Annotated in this window: 14 protein-coding genes and 1 pseudogene; 8 read left to right on the top strand and 7 right to left on the bottom strand. The window is 61.1% G+C overall.

Going from position 1 to position 19,315, the window contains the following annotated elements; genetic code table 11:
- Nucleotides 1-77: 77 nt before the first annotated feature.
- The gene (locus tag N5D48_RS00885) at nt 78-1,688 is read right to left on the bottom strand and encodes a long-chain fatty acid--CoA ligase (RefSeq protein WP_279880053.1); all 1,611 of its coding nucleotides are present in this window, start codon (nt 1,686-1,688) and stop codon (nt 78-80) included.
- Between the two features lie 243 nt (nt 1,689-1,931).
- Nucleotides 1,932-3,899 carry a propionate catabolism operon regulatory protein PrpR gene (gene prpR / locus N5D48_RS00880; RefSeq protein WP_279880050.1) on the bottom strand — a complete coding sequence of 656 codons (1,968 nt, stop codon included), beginning with the start codon at nt 3,897-3,899 and terminating at the stop codon, nt 1,932-1,934.
- Between the two features lie 194 nt (nt 3,900-4,093).
- Here prpR and N5D48_RS00875 point away from each other — a divergent pair, with 194 nt between their 5' ends.
- From N5D48_RS00875 to N5D48_RS00850, 6 genes are all read left to right on the top strand, one after another.
- Nucleotides 4,094-5,152, top strand: coding sequence for a phosphotransferase family protein (locus N5D48_RS00875; protein WP_279880047.1), 1,059 nt, complete (start codon nt 4,094-4,096; stop codon nt 5,150-5,152).
- Nucleotides 5,149-5,532, top strand: coding sequence for a DUF6285 domain-containing protein (locus N5D48_RS00870; protein WP_279880045.1), 384 nt, complete (start codon nt 5,149-5,151; stop codon nt 5,530-5,532). Before N5D48_RS00875 ends, N5D48_RS00870 begins: the two co-directional genes overlap by 4 nt.
- On the top strand, nt 5,522-6,241 hold the full coding sequence (locus N5D48_RS00865; protein ID WP_279880043.1) for a histidine phosphatase family protein: 720 nt from the start codon (nt 5,522-5,524) through the stop codon (nt 6,239-6,241). The genes N5D48_RS00870 and N5D48_RS00865 overlap by 11 nt, the downstream gene beginning before the upstream one ends.
- A 25-nt stretch (nt 6,242-6,266) precedes the next feature.
- The gene (locus N5D48_RS00860; RefSeq protein WP_279880041.1) at nt 6,267-7,442 is read left to right on the top strand and encodes an acyl-CoA dehydrogenase family protein; all 1,176 of its coding nucleotides are present in this window, start codon (nt 6,267-6,269) and stop codon (nt 7,440-7,442) included.
- Complete coding sequence (locus tag N5D48_RS00855) at nt 7,439-8,218, top strand: SDR family oxidoreductase (RefSeq protein ID WP_279880039.1); 780 nt, start codon at nt 7,439-7,441, stop codon at nt 8,216-8,218. Before N5D48_RS00860 ends, N5D48_RS00855 begins: the two co-directional genes overlap by 4 nt.
- 88 nt (nt 8,219-8,306) lie before the next feature.
- The gene (locus N5D48_RS00850) at nt 8,307-9,254 is read left to right on the top strand and encodes a LysR family transcriptional regulator (RefSeq protein WP_279880037.1); all 948 of its coding nucleotides are present in this window, start codon (nt 8,307-8,309) and stop codon (nt 9,252-9,254) included.
- A gap of 19 nt (nt 9,255-9,273) precedes the next feature.
- Here N5D48_RS00850 and N5D48_RS00845 read toward each other — a convergent pair whose 3' ends face one another.
- Nucleotides 9,274-9,546, bottom strand: a complete 273-nt coding sequence (locus tag N5D48_RS00845) for a DUF2790 domain-containing protein (RefSeq protein WP_279880035.1) — start codon at nt 9,544-9,546, stop codon at nt 9,274-9,276.
- 279 nt (nt 9,547-9,825) lie between these two features.
- Between N5D48_RS00845 and N5D48_RS00840 the strand changes: the two are divergent.
- Nucleotides 9,826-10,430: pseudogene (locus tag N5D48_RS00840) on the top strand (malate dehydrogenase); the annotation flags it as partial.
- A gap of 552 nt (nt 10,431-10,982) precedes the next feature.
- Here N5D48_RS00840 and chrA read toward each other — a convergent pair.
- The 3 genes from chrA to N5D48_RS00825 all read right to left on the bottom strand — a co-directional run bounded on the left by chrA (nt 10,983) and on the right by N5D48_RS00825 (nt 13,998).
- Nucleotides 10,983-12,353 (bottom strand): chromate efflux transporter, encoded by a 1,371-nt coding sequence (chrA, locus tag N5D48_RS00835; protein ID WP_279880032.1) that lies wholly within the window; start codon nt 12,351-12,353, stop codon nt 10,983-10,985.
- Complete coding sequence (locus tag N5D48_RS00830; RefSeq protein WP_279880030.1) at nt 12,346-13,287, bottom strand: chromate resistance protein ChrB domain-containing protein; 942 nt, start codon at nt 13,285-13,287, stop codon at nt 12,346-12,348. Before N5D48_RS00830 ends, chrA begins: the two co-directional genes overlap by 8 nt.
- A gap of 276 nt (nt 13,288-13,563) precedes the next feature.
- On the bottom strand, nt 13,564-13,998 hold the full coding sequence (locus N5D48_RS00825) for a PRC-barrel domain-containing protein (protein WP_014861612.1): 435 nt from the start codon (nt 13,996-13,998) through the stop codon (nt 13,564-13,566).
- 556 nt (nt 13,999-14,554) lie between these two features.
- Here N5D48_RS00825 and N5D48_RS00820 point away from each other — a divergent pair.
- Complete coding sequence (locus tag N5D48_RS00820) at nt 14,555-15,070, top strand: MgtC/SapB family protein (protein ID WP_279880026.1); 516 nt, start codon at nt 14,555-14,557, stop codon at nt 15,068-15,070.
- Between the two features lie 39 nt (nt 15,071-15,109).
- Here the strand turns inward: N5D48_RS00820 and N5D48_RS00815 are convergent, their stop codons facing one another.
- A complete protein-coding gene (locus tag N5D48_RS00815; RefSeq protein WP_279880024.1) occupies nt 15,110-19,219 on the bottom strand; it encodes a CheR family methyltransferase in 4,110 nt (1,369 codons plus the stop codon).
- Between the last annotated feature and the right edge of the window lie 96 nt (nt 19,220-19,315).

Below are 19,315 nucleotides of genomic sequence, written 5' to 3'. Positions count from 1 at the left end.
CTTGTTCTTGTTGTAGGATCGGCCCGCTGATGCGTTGGGCAACGCGTGAGCGGGACCATGTGCCAGAGGTGCTTCTGTCAGCGCTGCAGGGTGTTGGCGAAACGCTCGCGCAGCATCTTCTTGCTGACCTTGCCGGTCGCGGTATGGGGGAGCTCGTCCAGGTACTCGCAGGCGTCCGGCATCCACCATTTCGGAATCTTGCCGTCCAGGAACGCCATGAGCTGCGCGTGAGTGGGGGCGGTTTCGGCGTGCCTGGGGACGATGACCAGCAACGGGCGCTCGCTCCAGCGCGCATGGGGAACCGCGATCACAGCCGCCTCGGCAACGTGCGGGTGGGCCATGACGGCGTTCTCGATTTCCACCGAGCTGATCCATTCACCGCCGGACTTGATGACGTCCTTGATCCGATCGGTGATCAGCATGTAGCCGCGCGGGTCGATGGTGGCCACGTCGCCGGTATCGAACCAGCCTTCGCAGGGCGCTTCGCCGAAGTAGCCGCTGCGCACCCAGGGGCCGCGGACCTGCAGCGAGCCGGAGGCCTGGCCGTCGTGGGGCAGGGGGTGCAGGGCTTCGTCGACGATGCGCATCTCGATGCCGAACAAGGCCCTGCCTGACTTGAGTAGTTGCCTGGCGCGGGCCTCGTCGGGCAACACGTCATACCAGGGTTGGTGCCGGTTGTAGCTGCCCATTGGGCTGAGCTCGGTCATCCCCCAGCCGTTTTCCAGTGCCACGCCATGGCGGTGCATGGCGTCGATCAGTGAAAGCGGGCAGGCGGCACCGCCACTGACGGCGCGCTGCAAGGAGGGGATGGCCCCGCCGTGGTTGTCCAGATGCTGGGTAATGTTGGCCCAGAGCGTGGGCACCGCCAGAGAGAAGCTGACGTGTTCGTCATTGATCAACTGCACCATGGTGCCCGCATCGCCGACCCAAGGGCCCGGCAGCACCAGCTTGGCCCCGACCATCGCCGCGTTGTAGGGCATGCCCCAGGCATTGACGTGGAACATCGGCACCATGGGCATGACCACATCGAGTGCCCGCAGCCCGACATTGTCGGCCATGTTCTGCGCCATGCCATGCAACACGGTACTGCGATGGCTGGTCAGCACGCCCTTGGGGTTGCCGGTGGTCCCGGAGGTGTAGCACAGCCCACTGCTGCGCTGCTCGTCGAGCTCGGGCCAGTCGTAGCTTGCCTTGCACGACTGCAGCAGCGCTTCGTAGCTGAGCAGGTTGGGCAACGAACTGGCGGGCAGTGCGTCCTGCGCGCACAGCACGATATAGCGACGCACGCTGCCGATTTCATGCTGGATGCTTTCGAGCAACGGCACGAACTGCGGGTCGACGAACAGCAGGTCGTCTTCGGCATGGCGAATGATGTAGCTGACCTGCTCGGGGAACAGCTTGGGGTTGATGGTGTGGCAGACCCGCCCTGAGCAGGGGATCGCATAATGCAGCTCGAAATGCCGGTGGTCGTTCCAGGCCAGAGTGCCGACCCGCGCATCCGGGGGGCAGTCCAGCGCATCCAGCACGTTGGCCAGGCGACCTGCGCGAGCGAACGCATCTGCGTAGGTGTAGCGATGTACCTGGCCACTGGAGAGCAGCGAGACGATTTCTCGATCGGCAGCAACCATGAGCGCCTGCCGCATGATCGCGGTGATACTCAGGTCGAAGTTCATCATCAGGCCTAGCACAGGCACCTCCTGCCTTGTTTTTGTAGTGAGCAGAGCCGCGCACGTAGGGGCGTGGCGGCCCTGGAGCAGGAAGAGCAAGCGATGTGCCAACTGACGGTGCGTTGCTAGAACAAGTGTTAAAGTCCTTTTTAATCAGATAGATGCAAATAAAACACAGCCGCGGTCCAGTAATGGCGGTGGAGCGCGCAGGTCGCTTTGCATTTCATTGCTGAAATCGAATTCAGAGTTGAAACGAGGTTACGGCTAGCCAGCGGTCGTCGAACGCAAGCGTCTCCATAGTGTGGTGCGGCTGATGCCCAGGCGCCTGGCTGCCTCGTCCATGTCACCCGCGCACAGGGCCACCATTTCGCTGACCCGGGCGCTTTCCTGCGCGCGACTGAGGCTGCGCAAGTCCTGGGCCGGGTGCGCCCCGAGCGCTTCGGGCGACAGGGCAGGGGATGCTTCGAACAGCTCGCCGAACAGCGTTTGCAGCGCCAGGGTGGCGTTGCTGTCCTGGAGTACATTGGCCGACAACACCGCTCGCTCGACGATGTTCTCCAGCTCGCGAATATTGCCAGGCCAGCCGTGCCGTTGAAGGTAAGGCATAAGCCGATCGAGCAGGGCGTGGGCGGCCGCGCTGGTTGGCGTACGCGGCGATAGCCTGGCCAGCAGCGATTGGGCGAGCATCGGTATGTCTTCTGGGCGTTCGCGCAGAGGCGGGATGGCCAGGCGCAAGATGTTCAGCCGGTAGTAGAGGTCCTCGCGGAACTCGCCTTCGCGCACCCGTGCACGCAGATCGCGATGGGTGGCGGCAATGACGCGAATGTCGACGGGGGTGGGTTCGGCTGCCCCCAGGCGCAATACTTCCCGCTCCTGCAAAACCCGCAATAGCCGAGTCTGCAGCGTCACCGGCATGTCGCCGATTTCATCGAGGAACAGCGTGCCGGTGTGGGCGTTTTCGATCAGGCCGGCCTTGCCGCCCTTGCGCGATCCGGTGAAGGCGCCTTCTTCATGGCCGAAGAGTTCGCTTTCCAGCAATGACTCGGGAAAGGCGGCGCAGTTGATGGCGACGAAAGGCCCGGCCTGGCGGGGGCTGGCGTTGTGCATGCTTTGCGCCAGCAGTTCCTTGCCTGTGCCACTCTCACCATGCACGAGCACGGTGGCGTCGGCGTTGGCATAGCGTTGGGCGAGGTCCAGCATGACGCGAAAGCCCGGTGCCTCGCCCAGCATCTGTTCGAAGCGATAGCGGGCGGTGAACTGCCGTGGCTTGACCTGGCTGCGAATGCGCCGTTCCGCTCGCTGAATCGCGTTCGTCTCCTGGCAGGTGATCACCAGGCCATCGGGACGTCCGTTTTCAATGATGGGTGTGACGTTAACTACTAGTGTTCGGCCACCTATCTTGAGGATACGGCTTTCCTCTGCGTCATCGCTGAAATGGACATTGCCGAAGTCGAGGCCGGGTACGACTTCATTGAGCGGCCGTCCACGCGCCCAATCGCCGGAGATATCCAGCAGGGTCGCCATGCGTGGGTTCAGCGATTGAACGGTGCCTTCGGCATCCACGGCGATCACGCCATCGGACAGATTGCGCAACACCGCATTGAGGCGTTGCTGCTGCACCAGGCTTTGCTGGCGGCTTCGGCAAATCGCCAGGGCGTCCTCCAGCGCGCGCCGCACCGTGTCGGCATTGAGTGCCAGAATCCCCTGGGCGCCAGCCGCCTCGGCGATTTCCACCGCGGTGGACGAGCCCACCACCACGCGATAACCGTCATCGACCAAGCGGTGGACCTGTTGGCGAGCGCCCTCGTAGCTGCTGTAGGTGACCTGGCGGATATCGACGGTGAACAACGACGACATGGCCTGAAGCTCGGGGTGCGCCTGCTGGAAGCTGACGATGCCGACCTTGGTGGTCCGCGCCCGGGCAAGGTCGAGCGCACGGATGAGGTCGTATTCGCCCATGCGAATCGACAGGATCGCGGTCGAAATGTGCCGCCTCAGGTATTCGGAGGTCGCGCCCGAGCAGATGATCACATCGACATCCTCCCTGGCCTCCAGGGCGTGACCGGCGTCGAGCAACTTGCTTACAGTGGTTTCGACGATCTCTATGCGGGCGCGGCCGTAGTAGTCCGGAATCACCTGTTCGACGATCCGGGCCATCCGGCTGAGGCCGTCTGGCAGGCGCAGGTGAGTGATCAGCGCAACCACTCTGGGCAGGTAGTCTTCGTTATGCATGGCCGGCTTCCGTTTTTTTCCATAGTGAAACCGTTGTTTCAGATCTGCAATGGCGGTTGGTGCCGATAGCCACGGTAAATCCTCAATTTCAGCATCAACTAATTGATAAATAACGACTAAATAGAGTTTTTAAAAAGCTGGCGCGGCTCTTGCTGAGGGGAATACGTACCCTTCCGAGCGAGTTTGAAGACGCGATGTACAGCACTCACCCCACAGGATCCAGCTTCGAGCGGATCAGTATTCCCGATGCGCTACCCGCCCTCGGCGAGTATCTGCGGCACCAGCTAGGCATGGACGAAGTAGCGCTGAACCATTGCCAAAGGCTTTCCGGCGGCGCGATTCAGGAGAATTGGCTACTGAGCGGCACGTTGCGCGATGGTGAACGGCTGTCCAGCGACAGCTGGGTCCTGCGCACCGATGCGGCATCTTCCGTGGCGGTGAGCATGAGCAGGCCCCAGGAGTTCGCCGTCCTGTCGGCCGTGCACGGTGCCGGGGTGGCGGTGCCGGAGCCACTCTGGCTGTGTCGCGATCCGTCGGTGATTGGCCGCGACTTTTTCATCATGCGCAAGCTCGAAGGTATCGCCAACGGGCATCGCCTGACCACTGACCCCGCCTTGGACCCCTCGCGCGCCGAGCTGTGTCGCGCGCTGGGGAGGAATCTTGCGCAACTTCATCGCATCACGCCAGACCATGCCGGCCTGGCATTCCTGCCGCCACCAGCCAAAGACCCGGTACAGGCGAGCATCGATCAATATCGGGAGTATCTGGACGCACTGCCCGAGAAGCACCCGGTGATCGAATGGGGGCTGCGCTGGTGCGAGCTGCACAAACCTGCGTGCGAATCGCCACGACTGTTGCACCGCGACTATCGGACCGGCAATTACATGGTCGACGAAGGCCGGCTCAGCGGCATCCTCGACTGGGAGTTCGCGGGCTGGGGTGACCCCCGCGAAGACATCGGCTGGTTCACCGCCCGTTGTTGGCGTTTCGCCAGGCCCGAGCGGGAGGCCGGCGGCATCGGCGAGCTGAGCGCATTCCTGGATGGCTACGCGGCGGTAGGCGGGTACCGCATCGGCGCAGAGGACCTGCGTTTCTGGCAGCTGCTGGCGCATCTGCGCTGGGCGGTGGTCGCGCTGCAACAGGCGCAGCGCCATGCCAGTGGCCAGCAACCGTCCCTGGAGCTGGCCCTCACCGGCTATCTGGTCGCGGAACTCGAACATGAAATTCTTCGGCTTAGCGGAGCGCGTCCATGAACACCAATACCCTCGCCACCATCGACCTGCTGAGCACCGCCAGGTCCGTGCTGATCGACGAGGTGCTCCCCGAACTCAAGGGGGCGCGCCTTTACGAATGCAGGATGATCGCCCGGGCCATGGCCATCGTCGAACGAGAACTCGAGCAGGGGCCGGCGTTGGCCAGCATCGAGGCGAACGCGCTGGCGCAGATCATGGCCCGCCATGGCCTGGCCGAGATAACGCCTGCGCATGCGCGCAGCCTGTTGGCCAGCTTCATCCGCAAAGGTGTTTTCGATGAAGCGGACAATGCGCAGTTGCAGATGCTGGACGCCTTGCAGCGGATCACCCAGGCGCGGTTGGCCATCAGCAACCCGAAGGTACTGCGCGATGGCCATTGACCACGAAGCCCCGGCACGCCGGCGGCGTTGCTACCTGGTTCGGCATGGGCACGTCGAGTACTTCGACGCTCAGGGGCGGCCGCTGGATCCGCGTAGCGTGAGCCTCTCGCCCAAGGGCGTGGAGCAAGCCACCGCGCTCGGCGCAGTGCTGCAAGGGACGCACTTCGACCGGGTGCTGGTTTCCGACTACCCACGGGCGCAAGAGACGTTGAGCCTGCTGCTAGGCGACCGCGCGGCGCCGATCGAAACGCGCACGGAGCTGCGGGAGATTCGCGCCGGGCGCCTGCGCGAAATTCCAGCGCCCGGCTTGCGTGAAGCGGTCATCGGCGCCTATTCCGGCGCGGCCGAGCCTGGGGCGAGCTTCCTGGGCGGCGAACGTTGGTCCGACTTCAGCCAGCGTGTGCTGGGTACCTTCCTCGAGTTGCTTGAGGATGATTCGTGGCAGTGCGCGCTGGTCGTCAGCCACGATGCCGTCAACCGCGTGCTTCTTGCCTGGGCCACCGGCATAGGCCTGCCAGGCATCGCCGCGTTCGAGCAGGACTACGCCTGCCTGAACGTCCTCGATGTCGACAGCCACGGCAGGCAACGCTACGGCGCCAGCCTGCGCGCCCTCAACTTCACCCCCTACGACCCGCACAAGGCAGGCCTTCACGACACCGTTCTGGAGAGTCTGTACCGCGCCATTCAACCGAGCGGGCTGCGTGCCTGACTCGCCACTTGCCAAGGTATTCGACATGAACTTTGCACTCTCTGCTGATCTGCTTGCGCTCCAGGCGCGTGTCCGCGAATTCATCGCCAATGAGATCGTCCCGCTGGAGGGCGACCCTCGCCAGACGTCCCACGGCCCCACCGCCGAGCTGCGTGATGAACTGGTGGCCAAGGCGCGCGCTCACGGCCTGCTGACACCGCATGCGTCGACGCAAATGGGCGGACTGGGCCTGACCCATATCGCCAAGGCCATCATCTTCGAAGAAGCGGCCTACTCCCCGTTGGGGCCGACGGCAATGAACATCCACGCCCCGGACGAAGGCAACATCCACCTGATGGAAGTGGTCGCCACCGAGGCGCAGAAGGACCGCTGGTTGCGCCCGCTGGTGCAAGGGCTGATCCGTTCCTGCTTCGCCATGACCGAACCCTCTCCGGGCGCGGGTTCGGACCCCTCGATGCTGATGACCACTGCGGTACGCGATGGCGACGATTACCTGATCAACGGCCGCAAGTGGTTGATCACCGGCGCCGAAGGCGCGAGCTTCGCGATCATCATGGCGCGCACCGAAGACGGTAACGCCACCATGTTCCTGACTGATACCGACGCGCCGGGGTTCATCCTCGAGCGCATGATGGACTCGCTGGACACCTGCTTCACGGGCGGCCATTGCGTGCTGCGTTTCGAGAACCTTCGCGTTCCCGCGAGCCATGTGCTCGGCGAGGTCGGCAAGGGCTTCCGTTATGCCCAGGTGCGCCTGGCGCCGGCCCGCCTGACGCATTGCATGCGCTGGCTGGGGCAGGCGCGTCGCGCGCACGAGGTGGCCTGCAGCTATGCCGGCAAACGCGAATCCTTCGGCAAGCGCCTGGGTGAGCATCAAGGGGTCGGTTTCATGCTCGCCGACAACGAGATGGACCTGCACACCACGCGCCTGGCGATCTGGCATTGCGCCTGGGTGCTGGACCAGGGCGAACGTGGCAATTTCGAGTCGAGCATGGCCAAGGTCATCAGCTCGGAAGGGATCTGGCGCGTCATCGACCGCAGCGTGCAGGTGCTTGGCGGGCAAGGCGTCACCAGCGAGGCGATCGTCGACCGAATCTTCCGTGACGCCCGAGGTTTCAGGATCTACGACGGCCCTAACGAGGTTCATCGCATGAGCCTGGCACGCAAGATCCTGTCGCGGGTCGAAGGGGGTGCGCTGTGACTGATTTCATCACACGGCTTTTCGACCTGACCGGCAAGCGCGTGCTCGTGACGGGGGCTTCGAGCGGGCTGGGGCTGCACTTTGCCAAGACCCTTGCCGCGGCGGGCGCGCGCGTCGCGGTTGCGGCTCGGCGGGTGGAGCGCCTGGATGACCTGGTCAGCGACCTGGCGTTCGAAGGGCATGAGGCCAGGGCCTATGCGTTGGACGTGACTTCCCGCCAGTCCGTCATCGCCTGCCTCGACGCCGTGGAGGCGGACTTCGGCGGTTTGGATGTGCTCGTCAACAATGCCGGGGTCAGCGATACCAAGCGGGTGCTGGACTATGACGACCAGGATTGGGACGGCATCGTCGACACCAACCTCAAGGGCGCCTGGATCGTGGCGCAGGAGTGTGCCAGGCGCATGATCGCGGCGGGGCGCAGCGGCAGCCTGATCAATGTGACGTCGATCCTGGCCAGCCGTGTCGGCGGAGGGGTCGGGCCGTATTGCGCGGCCAAGGCCGGGCTCAGCCATCTGACCCGCTCCATGGCCTTGGAACTGTCCCGTCACGGTGTGCGCGTCAACGCCCTCGCGCCGGGTTACATCGCTACCGAGATCAATCAGCAGTTCCTGGCCAGCGAAGCGGGTGAACGCTTGCGCGCACGTATTCCCAGTCGCAGGTTCTGTGTCAGCGGCGATCTGGATGGTGCGCTGCTGTTGCTGGCGTCCGATGCGGGGAAGGGCATGACGGGAGCGGAAGTCATCGTCGATGGCGGCCACGCCTGCGCAGGTCTGTGAGCCGCTAAGCTTCTGACCAGGCTGGGCTGATGCGCAGCCAGGCTGAGGGTGAAGCCCGAGCGGGCTTCGCCTGCCCCCTGGATGCTACATGAGGGAATATGCCGTGGAGATCTTCCATGCGATGCAGATTTTCGTTCGAGTTATAGAACATGGCAGTTTCACCGCTGCGGCTGAGTCCTTGGGTTTTTCGACTCCGCATGTCTCGCGAAGCATCTCCGATCTCGAAAGCCACCTACAGGCACGGCTGATAAACAGAACCACCAGGAAACTGGCCCTGACCGAGGCAGGGCAGCGTTACCTGGAGAGATGTCGCAGCATTATCGAAGAAATGAAAATTGCAGAGCTCGAGGCGGCTGGTGCTCATCTGCAAGCGTTCGGGAAGTTGCGTGTGCACTCGCCTAACGGCATCGGTCATTATCATGTTATCCCCTTGATCGCCCAATACTCGGGTTTACATCCGAATGTCGATTTTGAATTGAACCTCTCTCAGCTGGCACCGGACATGATTGCTGAAGGCTACGACCTGGTCATCTCTGCCGATAGCCGAGTGGCCGACTCAGGCTTTATCGCGCAGACGCTGGGCTCGACCTACAGTGTGCTGTGTGCCGGACGTGGTTATATTGAGGAGCATGGGGCGCCAACATCACTTAAAGATCTAATCGGACACAGGTGTTTAGGGTTGCGCGACCCTGCCTTTCCGATGGGATGGGAGATAGAGGGAGTTGATATTGGGGAGTTGCTGCCGGTCCGCCAGCAGTTTTCTGTAAATGTGGCAGACGCACTCGCTCAGGCCGCCAAGGAGAACATGGGTATTTGTTTGATTCCCAGCTACGTGGCAGCAGCGGCAATAACGAATGGTGATTTGGTTTGCCTGTTGCCTCATGTACGCGCTAATCAGCGAAGTATCACAGCAATCTACCCGTCTCGACATTTTCTGGATGCCAAGGTCAGAACCTGGATTGATTACTTGAAAAAATATCTGCCTGAACGGTTGACTGCCGATGAACTGATCCTACAAGGGCGAGGCGAGCATTAGGCTCGCCTCGGAGCACCCATCAACCATTTTCACCCTGGCACGAGTCGGAACTCTTGTGGTACTCGATGGTGTGCGCGTGACCGTTATGGTCCATGAAGGTCATGCGGGCCGGTACGACGCCACAGTTAGCGCTCTCGCTCGAGGTCGAAATCACGCTGTCGATATCCAGTTTCATATCGTATGTGTATGCCTGTGCTTCGCTAGAGACAGCATTGTTAATTTCGTTTGAGCTTTGTGCGGCAAAAGTCTGGCTGGCGAATCCAAGAACGGCAAGTACAATTAAGGTTTTCATTTCGGGTCTCCTGTTAAATGTCACCCTTGGAGGCATCACTCGTTGGAGGGGGTGATACTTTTAAAAGGTGTGATTGGATTTTCACCCCGTGGCGTCTTGGGTAAAATGCTTAGACAGTTAAGACATTGTTCGGCTTTGGTTAACAATCGCAATCCATCGCTTGGACGGTGTCTGTCTTAATTGAAACTAGCCTTTGGAGGGAGGGTATTAGAACTCCAGCTTATGCTTTCGTCTGGAATAGATGTGATCCTCTAATGTCTACCTGTCCACTTGTGCGTTCTGCCCATCCTCGATGGCATCATGCAGGACATCAAACGTCACGCTCCGGCGGCGACAGTGTTGGTGGTGGCGAATCCGGTTGACGTGCCGACCTGCCAGGCTTGGTGTCGGAGTGGGCTGGAACGCAAGAAGGTGTTCGGGCAGGCAGGAGTGCTGGATACGGCGCGGATGAAGTGTTTTATCGCCGAACAGACAGGTTTTTCTGCCTGGGATATCTCGGCGCTGGTCCTGGGAGGACATGGCGACAGCAGGGTGCCGCTCATGCGCTGGGTCGATACCTCTGTCTCACTTCCTGTCCAATGAGCTGATCGAGAAAGGTGTGGAGCGCACACGCCAGGGCGGTGGCGAGATTCTGGGCTTGAAGAAGCTGGGCAGCGCCTGTGATGCCGGGTGTCGCAATCGCGCAGATGGTGGAGGCTATCGGCAACGGACGAAACCACATCTTGCCGACGGGTGAGTACGGGCGAACAGGCATCGCCATGGGAGTGCCCTGTGTAGGGGGGACGCGGGTGATTGAGTTGCCGCTGGATACGTAGGAACAGGTGATGTTCGACCACTCTGCGGATCAGGTGGCACGCGATATTGCTGAGATGGATGCTTTGTGACGCAAGTCTGTCAAGCAGGCCGGTCCCGGAGTGGTGCCTGGGATGGGCCATGGCCCTAGCGGAACTACTGGAATATCAAAGACTCTCAGGGTCGCCAAAGAACATTTGGAAAGGCCTCTGGAACGGCATTTCTGGCTCCAAAAAGCAGAAATGTACCCCCAAAAATACCCGCGATACCCCCAGCAGGATGCACGATCGAGAATGGCGATTTCTGACAGCTGTCGAGATGGTGCAGCTTGGATTTCAGTGTAACTCCATGGCGGTGTGGTCGAAAGCAGGACAGTGCCGCGTCCGTATGGAAATTTTTTCACACGGCTGCTATCGACCCAGAGCGGTGAGACATTAGGCGGACATCTTGGCATTTGAGCACAGAACACGGTCCGTTATTAGGGATCTGCCACGTCGCGAATGACCGCTATCGACCCAAAGCGGACACTGGTGAGCGGCAGCTTATCTCCAACGTGATAAAGCACATAGGCGCGGCCTGTGGACGTCGTTAGAAGAAGCCGCGACCGACCCAAAGTGCTGAACTGTCGGGCATATCATCTGGTTTCATACACGCAACATGTGAACTGCCAAGCCGGCCAGTGCGCAGACAAACAGCACCTGTATCACACCGCGCTTGAAGCGGAACATGGCAACTGCTGCAGCAACCGCGATCACCGCTGAAGGCCAATCAAACGTCCCACTGAAGCCTTTTGGCCAGAGCACGTGGTAGCCGAAGAACATGGCGAGGTTCAGAATTACCCCCACCACAGCGGCGGTGATGCCTGTCAGCGGTGCGGTGAATTTCATCTCGTTGTGAGTTGACTCCACCACGGGGCCGCCAGCAAGGATGAAGATGAACGACGGCAGGAAGGTGAACCAGGTGACGAGGCTCGCCGCGACTGCGCCGGCAAGGAATGGGTGTTCCACACCGAACATCGGATGCACATACCCCCCCACGAAGCCGACGAAGGCGACCACCATGATCAGTGGTCCGGGCGTGGTTTCCCCCAAGGCGAGGCCATCGATCATTTGGGTCGGCGTCAGCCAGCCGTAGTGCCCGACCGCGCCCTGGTAGACATAGGGCAGCACCGCGTAAGCACCACCAAAGGTCAGCAGTGCGGCCTTGGTGAAGAACCAGCCCATCTGCGTCAGGGTTGCTCCCCAGCCAAACGACAGCGTCAGCAGCCCCATGGGCAGGACCCAGAGCGCAGCACCGACCAGCAGCAAGCGCAATAAGTGACCCCAACTGAAGCGGGCATGCTCAGGGGCCGGAGTGTCGTCATCAATCAGTGCCGGGCCATAGTTGCTCTTTGCGGCTCCATGACTGCCACCGATCACGAACTTGCCTGGGGCAAAGCGCCCACCCACATAGCCGATGATGGCAACCACCAGCACGATCAGCGGGAACGGCACGTTGAGGGCGAAGATGGCCACGAACGAAGCACCAGCCATGGTCCACAGCCAGCCATTCTTCAGGGCTCGCGAGCCAATCCGGTGGGCGGCATGGACGACAATGGCCGTGACCGCTGGCTTGATGCCATAAAAGATCCCCGCGACTACCGGTACCTCGCCAAAGGCGACGTAGACCCAGGACAAACCGATCAGGATGAACAGCGAAGGCAGCACGAATAATGCGCCAGCAATCACCCCGCCCCAGGTGCGGTGCATGAGCCAGCCGATGTACGTCGCGAGCTGCTGAGCTTCAGGACCAGGCAGCAACATGCAGTAGTTCAGCGCGTGCAGAAATCGCTTCTCACTAATCCACCGCCGGCGCTCAACCAGTTCCTGATGCATGATCGAGATTTGCCCGGCGGGCCCGCCAAAGCTGATGAATCCCAACTTGAGCCAGAACAGGAAGGCTTCATAGAGGCCGATCGGTTGCTGAGTTGCTTGCGATGGTGGCTGCTCGCTCACCGCGGAGGTGGTATCAACCATTTTGGGCTTCCTCACTTGCGAAAGCCGTCAGCAGGCCATCGAAGATGCCTCCGGCGACCATTGTCAGTTGATCGTCATCACCAATGCTCTCTCTCAAGCCGGCGAGGACACGCTCGATACCTGGTGCTTCGGAAGGCTGGTTGCCCCCTACATCCAGGTAGTGGATGACGTCTGCCAGGCGTGTCAGACCTCGCTGCTGAACGGCAAAGCTCTCAATGAGATTTTCGAATGAAACCCGCTGGCCGACGTGGCTGAACCTGGCCCCATCAAAATCAAAGCCGAGTGCATCGCTTGGGCAGTCGCTGGGACTGTCCAACCAAATGAATTCGGCGTCGGCATCGATGAAGCGACGGATTAGCCAGGCACAGGCCAACCGATCCACCCAGGGGCGTTTTCGCGTTGCCCATCGGCGACCTTGGTATTCGCTGCGCTCCAGCTGGTTGATGGCCTCATCATGTGCACTCGGCTCATCGGCGGACAGTGCACGGCTAATCGCGGTCTCAAGCTCCTGCAGGGCCGAGTCGGCTTGGTTCTTGAGCACGCCTGGGAAGAAGTCGATCGCCGCCAACTGGCCGAAGGCCTTCCTGAGCTTGCGTACCTGCCGGGCTGTCTGCAGCGCATCATCCGGGGACAGGTCAGCTCGGCAGCCTGCAATTTCCTCCATGAGCTTGGCGTACTCATCGCGTCTGTCAAATAGCCCGCTGAAGCGCTCCTCGCGTTCAGGCAGCGATAGCAGAAATGCTGTGCCGTTGATGGCCAGCACATCTCGCTCCACTGCTTTGAACGTTTCGCGGCCCGCGCTCTTTTCCGGCAACAGGTACACACCATCCCGCAGCACAGCTGCACCAGAGGCCTTCAGGGTTCTCCAGGCGCGCATACGCTCGGTGGCGTTGGCCGTCGGCAGCCCAAGGATCAATAGCGACCAATAGATCATGTAGAAGACTCAACATAAAACGTATCTATCTCTACATTAATCCAGATCTAGCCAAATGCAACGGTATTTATTGAGCGTGCTGAACAGCATCTAGTCGCGTTGACCAGTTCCTCTTCGGTATTCGCAAGCTGCTGGAGCCAACCTCTTTGTCTCGGCGGTCGACCGCTATGGGTCGTCAGCGGCCACTCGCGAAGGGCTGCTATCGACCCAAAGCCGCCTGTCACGACCCTCTTGCTCAGGATAGGCTTGGCCGGGAGCCCAGCCAAGCAGGGCCCATCACAGCCGGGGATCGCTTTCCCACGTGGTGCCGTAGTAGTCGTGGATACCTCTGCCCCAAGTCGGATCGCTCATGTTTGGCCAGTTGTCCTTATCGAAGCCTGGGGCGTTCTTCAGGCGGTCCTTGTCGGCATCAAGGACGAAGCGCTTGTTCACCGTATCCAGGCGCAAAGCAGCCCACGGTACGGCGAACAGCTTTTCACCCATCCCCAGGAAACCGCCAAACGACAGTACAGCGTAGGCAACCTTGCCGCTGGCGGTGTCCAGCATGATTTCCTTGATGTCACCCAAGTCTTCGTTTTGCGTGTTATACACGTCGTTGCCGATGAGGGTATCCGCGCCCATCAGCCGCGGCCCCGGGCCGCGGTCTCCCTCGGCAGTGAAATCGGTCCGTCCCTTGTACATACCGTACTTGTCGCGTTCTTCGAAGTTCATAGTACGCTCCTGGCCAGAGGCCACAGGCAGTAGAGCCTCTCGACTATTGGTTCAAGGCTGCTCGAGCGACGACGGCGGGAATGTCGGCGTCATCTGACGTTTTTTAACCGCGCGATATCCCGCGAGCATTCAGCAAGGCTCGTACGAGAAACGGGCGGGACAGCGAGCGACGGAATAGGACACTAAGCTACGACAGCCTGGACGTGTTCTGCGGCGCTCAGAATAGGAGAGTGGTCAGCATAACCAGCCGTTCGCTATTTGCGACCAGTGGTGGGACATGGAGTCGACTGAAGCGGCTGCGGATGGCCGTCAATTGGGTCTGAATGCCTTAACGACAGCACAGCACGCGCCGAGAACATCTACGGCGAAAACTTGATGCTGATCGTCAATTGCAGAGGCGACCACTTGAGCGTTCGATGCAGCAAACGTGCAGTGCTCGCAGTCACACACTGTAACTGCCTCCGGAAGACCCGGCCATGCCCATCGAGATCATGAAAACGCCTATCCGCGTACGCGCCAGCAGAAGCCGAACGTGTAAACGGCCCGGACCCCATCCATGGATCTGATCTGGCAAACAATCCAGGCCGAATTCGCCGATATCGGCGATGTGCGTGAGGTCGTGCGGATTCTTGTACGCCTCGTGATGGCTGCCGTACTGGGCGCGGTACTGGGCTTCGAGCGCGAGCACAAGGGCAAATCTGCTGGGGTGCGCACGCACATGCTGGTTTCGCTGGGTGCGGCGCTGTTCGTGCTGGCACCGAGCATGGCAGGTGCCGATGCGCAGGCGCTCAGCCGGGTGATTCAGGGTATCGTCGCCGGTATCGGCTTTCTGGGCGCGGGCACCATTCTCAAAGGCAATGGCCAGGACACCAGTCATGTCAAAGGCCTGACCACAGCGGCGGGGCTATGGATGACGGCAGCCATCGGTACTGCAGCGGGGATGGGACGCGAAGCCACGGCGCTGGTCAGCACGGTGCTGGCGCTGTTGGTGCTGGGCACGATGCCCTTGCTGGTGGACAAGCTCGAAGGGCAGGACGAAGAAAAACAGAAGGAGGAGGGCAGGAAGCACTGAGGGGCGTGGGTCGCCCCCACAGAGCCTGCCTGCCCTTGTTCAGACCGACGCTGAACCATTCAGGCGCTCGATCGCGTCGATCAGGTCGTCATAACCCACCGGCTTGTTCAGGTGACGGTCGAACCCGGACTGGCGAGACTTGTATTGGTCGGCGCTTGCCCCATAGCCAGTCAACGCGATGGCCGGGATGTAGCGTAGATGCTCCAGGCCGCGCAGCGCCCGGATCAGTGCATGGCCATCCATGCCAGGCATGCCGATGTCGGAAATGATCACGTCGTAACGCGCATCTGCCGCCGACTGCAGCGCCAGTGTCGGGTCGCTGTAGGCATCGACGTCGGCATCTTCCATCAACAGCAATTGTTCCATCACTTCCAGCACATCGACCGAGTCATCCACCAACAGGATACGAACCCCTTTCAGCCGACCTTCTGAGGGCAGCACTTCGCCCTGCACTTGGGGTTGCTGGGCGTACGCGCACAAAGGCAGGGTGATGATGAACGTACAACCCTGGCCTATTCCGGGAGACTCTACGCTGACCGCGCCGCCATGGGCTTCGACCAATTGACGAACCAGGGAAAGGCCAATACCTAGCCCCTCTCGCCCATGGCCGGTGGGTGCAGCCTGGTTGAACAGCTCAAAAATATCTTCCAGGGAGTTTTTGGCGAGGCCTATGCCCTGATCAATGACTTCAAGGCGTGCCTGCTCATCCTGGCGAGCAAGTCTCAACAGAATCTCGCCATCGGCAGGGCTGAACTTCAGTGCGTTGTTCAGCAGGTTCCAGATGATCTGCTCGACACGGGTGCTGTCGGCCTCCACATAGACCGGTTCGCCATCGGCCGGCAGCGTCAGCCGAACTTTGCGCCCTCGCTGCTCGTTGCAGGCTACGGAGCAGATACCCTGCAGCACGGCGCAAAAATCGACTGGCTGGGTCTTCAGTTTGAGTTTGCCCGTGCGGATGCGCGCTACATCGAGCAAGTCATCGATGATCCGCGCCTGGCTGGTGACCGCTTCGCGAATGACGTTGACCGCTTTGCTCGCCATGCCGGTACTTGTGACCGATGGTATACGTCGCAAGATATCGGCATTGAGCTGAATCAGGTTCAACGGGTGCTTGAGCTCGTGGGACATCACCGCGAAGAACTCGTCCTTCATGTGGCTGGAGCTTTGTGACTCGGCCAGGCGCTTGCTTTGTTCGTCCTGCAAGCGCTTGTGGCCGGTCAGGTCACGGGCAATCTTCACGTAACCGCGCAGGCTGCTGCCCTTGAGGCGTGAAACTTCACCACTGCAGTAGAAGCGGCTGCCGTCCTTGCGCACATGCCAGCGTTCGTCCTGGCCGCGGCCATGCAGGCGCGCGGCACGCAGTTCACGTTCTGGTTCGCCATCTTCGCGGTCCTGATCGGTGAAGATCAGCGCATAGTGCTGGCCAATCACTTCATCCTTGGCGTAGCCGAAGATCAACGCAGCGCCCGTGTTCCAATCGATGATCAGGCCCTGTTCGTCAAGCAGGATGATGGCGAAGTCATGGGTGCTCTCAGCGACCAGGCGCATGCGCTCCTCCCCTTGGCGCAAGCGTTCTTCGGCTGCGCGGCTTTTGGTGATATCAATGAACGTCAGCACGGTGCCATCGACATTCTGCTCGCTGGCCCGATAAGGCAGAAGGCGCGCCAGGTACCAATGCTGGTCCTGCCCAATCACTTCACGCTCGATCGTGGTTTCGCGCTCGATCACCGCACGCGCATCGTCCGCCAGGCCTGGGTACTCCAGGCGATGGGTGATGTCCAGCAGCGAGCGGCCGGTGTCGACCGGCAGTATGCTGAAAATGGCGGTGGCCCCAGGGGTGAACCAGCGAATGTGCAAGTTGCGGTCGACAAACACGGTGGCGATCTGGGTGGAGGCGATCAGGTTGCTCAGGTAGTCGTTGATCTTGTCGGTTTCATCGACCTTGGTCTTGAGCTCGTAGTTGACCGTCAGCAATTCTTCGTTGATGGATTGCAGCTCTTCCTTGCTGGTTTCCAGCTCTTCGCTGGCCAGGCGCAACTCTTCGTTGATCGCCTGCATTTCTTCGTTGGAGGCCATCAGCTCCTGGCTGGAGATGTCCGACTGCTCGATGGTTTCCTGCAACTGCTGACGGGTACGCTGCAGTTCGCGCTCCAGGGTGCTCAACACCATGCCTTCGGTTTGCTGAATAGCAGGCGGATTGTGGGGATCAGCGTCGCGAACCTGGAAAACCACCAATAGGCATTCGCTGCCACTGGGTTCGTCCTGGTGGGGCTGTACCTGGACCTGGACTTCGACGCGCTGATCGTCGACGGTGGTGATCACTGCGCCCGAGCTGATCGGCTGGCCGGTGTTCTGAGCTTGCAACAGGGTACTGCGCAGGGCAGGGCGCAGCGGCGTGAGTACCAGGTTCAGCAGGCTGGGGCTGACTTCGCCACCGGCGTGGCGCAGGAAGCGGCCGACACCATCACTCATGTGCAAGATGTTGCCATCGCCATCGACGATCAGGCTGGGCGGTGTGCGCCTGGACAACGCCCGGTGATGGATTTCAGCATAGGACAGCTTGCGCAGGGGCTTGGGTTTGGCGCGTACTGCTTGCGTGTCGGGCGCCTGAAGCCGCCCCGGGCGGCGCGCCGGCTCCACTTCCCTGGCGCGGAAGATGCGATGGCGCTTGTCCACGGCAATGAACAGGTCGGCCGCCACGTCCGCTGATTCCGAACTGCCCAGGAACAGGTAACCTCCTTTGCGCAGGGCGAAGTGGAACAGCCGCAGGATTTCCCGTTGCACTTCCCGGTCCAGGTAGATGAGCAAGTTACGGCATACCACCAGGTCCACCTGAGAGAACGGTGGATCGGACAACAGGTTGTGGCGGGCGAACAGGACTTTTTCGCGGATGTCCTTGCGAACCCGGTAATGCTGGTCCTCTTTGATGAAGAACTGACGCAGCCTGGCCGTGGGCACATCGGTGGCGATGGCATCGGGATAGACGCCCAGCCGACCGACATTGATCGCGCGCTCGTCGAGGTCGGTGGCGAACACCTGCACCTTGGCACTGCGCTGCTCCATCGCCAATTGTTCGGTTGCCATCATCGCCAGGCTGTAGGCTTCCTCGCCGGATGAACAACCCGCCGACCAGATGCGTATTTCGCGCTGCGGATCCTCGCTGTCGTCGTTGGCCAGCCCCGGCATCGCCTGTTGTTGCAACGCTTCGAAGGCGTCCCGGTCGCGAAAGAAGTTGGTGACCCCGATCAGCATGTCCGCCAACAGGGCGCGAGACTCCTCAGGATGCCGCTCGAGGTAGTCGCGGTAACCGGCAAGGTCGGTCTGCGCGGTGACGTGCAGGCGACGTTCAAGCCGGCGCAGCACCGTCGCGCGCTTGTAGTGCTGGAAATCGTGGCCGGTGCTGGCATGCAGCCGGGCGAGGATATCGTCGAGGAGCGGGTCGGATTGGGCTGGGTCGCCTGAGCGTTCGCCTAGCGGCGGCGGGAGGCTGTCATCCTCGATTTCCGGCAGTTTGACCTTCTGAGCCGAGCGCCACAGTTCCACCAGCTTGCCCGGAATCTCGGCCACCGTAAGGATCAGGTCGACCATGCCGGTGGCGATGGCGGCCTTGGGCATGTCAGGGTACTGGGCGTCATCGGGCGACTGCACAAGGGTCACGCCACCTTGTTCCTTGATGCGCGACAGGCCCACTGCGCCATCGCTGCCGCTGCCCGAAAGGATCACGCAGAACGCATGGTCCTTGTGCACATCAGCAAGGTCGCGGAAGAACAGGTCGATGGCGACGTGGTCGCCGCGGCTGCGCCTGGCCGGGCTGACCCGCAGGTAGCCGTCATTGGTGGACAGGCGGTTGGCCGGCGAAATGACATAGACGTGATCACGCTCGATCGGTACCGGCTCGCTTACCTGGCACACCGGCATGCGCGTGACGCGCTGGATCAAGCGGTCGGCCTGGCTCTGGTGGTCCGGCGACAAGTGCAACACCACAACGAACGCCATGCCGCAGTTTTCGGGGGCGTGCTGGAAAAACGCCTGGACCGCCTCCAGCCCGCCGGCCGATGCACCGATACCCACCACTGGAAAGTCCAGATGGCTGGGGCTTAGCGCAGGGTTTTGCGGCGAGGCGAGCGTGGGCTTGCTGGACGATTTCATGGGCACGAGCCTTGTGCGAACCGAAAGTGAGCAGTGGCAGCGATTATAGGCTCGACAGCCTTCAATGGACGAGCGGAGATACAGGTAAGACTGCTC

The organism is Pseudomonas sp. GD03858 (assembly GCF_029840925.1).
In the GTDB taxonomy this organism is placed as follows: Bacteria; Pseudomonadota; Gammaproteobacteria; order Pseudomonadales; family Pseudomonadaceae; genus Aquipseudomonas.
Note: the sequence above shows the minus strand (reverse complement) of the source record. Positions and strands in the feature narration are given on the sequence as shown.

Coding starts and splice junctions, on each gene's coding strand:
- prpR (WP_279880050.1), bottom strand. CDS start 3,899: ATGCATAACGAAGACTACCTGCCCAGAGTGGTTGCGCTGATCACTCAC.
- N5D48_RS00865 (WP_279880043.1), top strand. CDS start 5,522: ATGGCCATTGACCACGAAGCCCCGGCACGCCGGCGGCGTTGCTACCTG.
- chrA (WP_279880032.1), bottom strand. CDS start 12,353: ATGGTTGATACCACCTCCGCGGTGAGCGAGCAGCCACCATCGCAAGCA.
- N5D48_RS00825 (WP_014861612.1), bottom strand. CDS start 13,998: ATGAACTTCGAAGAACGCGACAAGTACGGTATGTACAAGGGACGGACC.
- N5D48_RS00870 (WP_279880045.1), top strand. CDS start 5,149: ATGAACACCAATACCCTCGCCACCATCGACCTGCTGAGCACCGCCAGG.
- N5D48_RS00845 (WP_279880035.1), bottom strand. CDS start 9,546: ATGAAAACCTTAATTGTACTTGCCGTTCTTGGATTCGCCAGCCAGACT.
- N5D48_RS00860 (WP_279880041.1), top strand. CDS start 6,267: ATGAACTTTGCACTCTCTGCTGATCTGCTTGCGCTCCAGGCGCGTGTC.
- N5D48_RS00830 (WP_279880030.1), bottom strand. CDS start 13,287: ATGATCTATTGGTCGCTATTGATCCTTGGGCTGCCGACGGCCAACGCC.
- N5D48_RS00850 (WP_279880037.1), top strand. CDS start 8,307: ATGAGGGAATATGCCGTGGAGATCTTCCATGCGATGCAGATTTTCGTT.
- N5D48_RS00820 (WP_279880026.1), top strand. CDS start 14,555: ATGGATCTGATCTGGCAAACAATCCAGGCCGAATTCGCCGATATCGGC.
- N5D48_RS00875 (WP_279880047.1), top strand. CDS start 4,094: ATGTACAGCACTCACCCCACAGGATCCAGCTTCGAGCGGATCAGTATT.
- N5D48_RS00815 (WP_279880024.1), bottom strand. CDS start 19,219: ATGAAATCGTCCAGCAAGCCCACGCTCGCCTCGCCGCAAAACCCTGCG.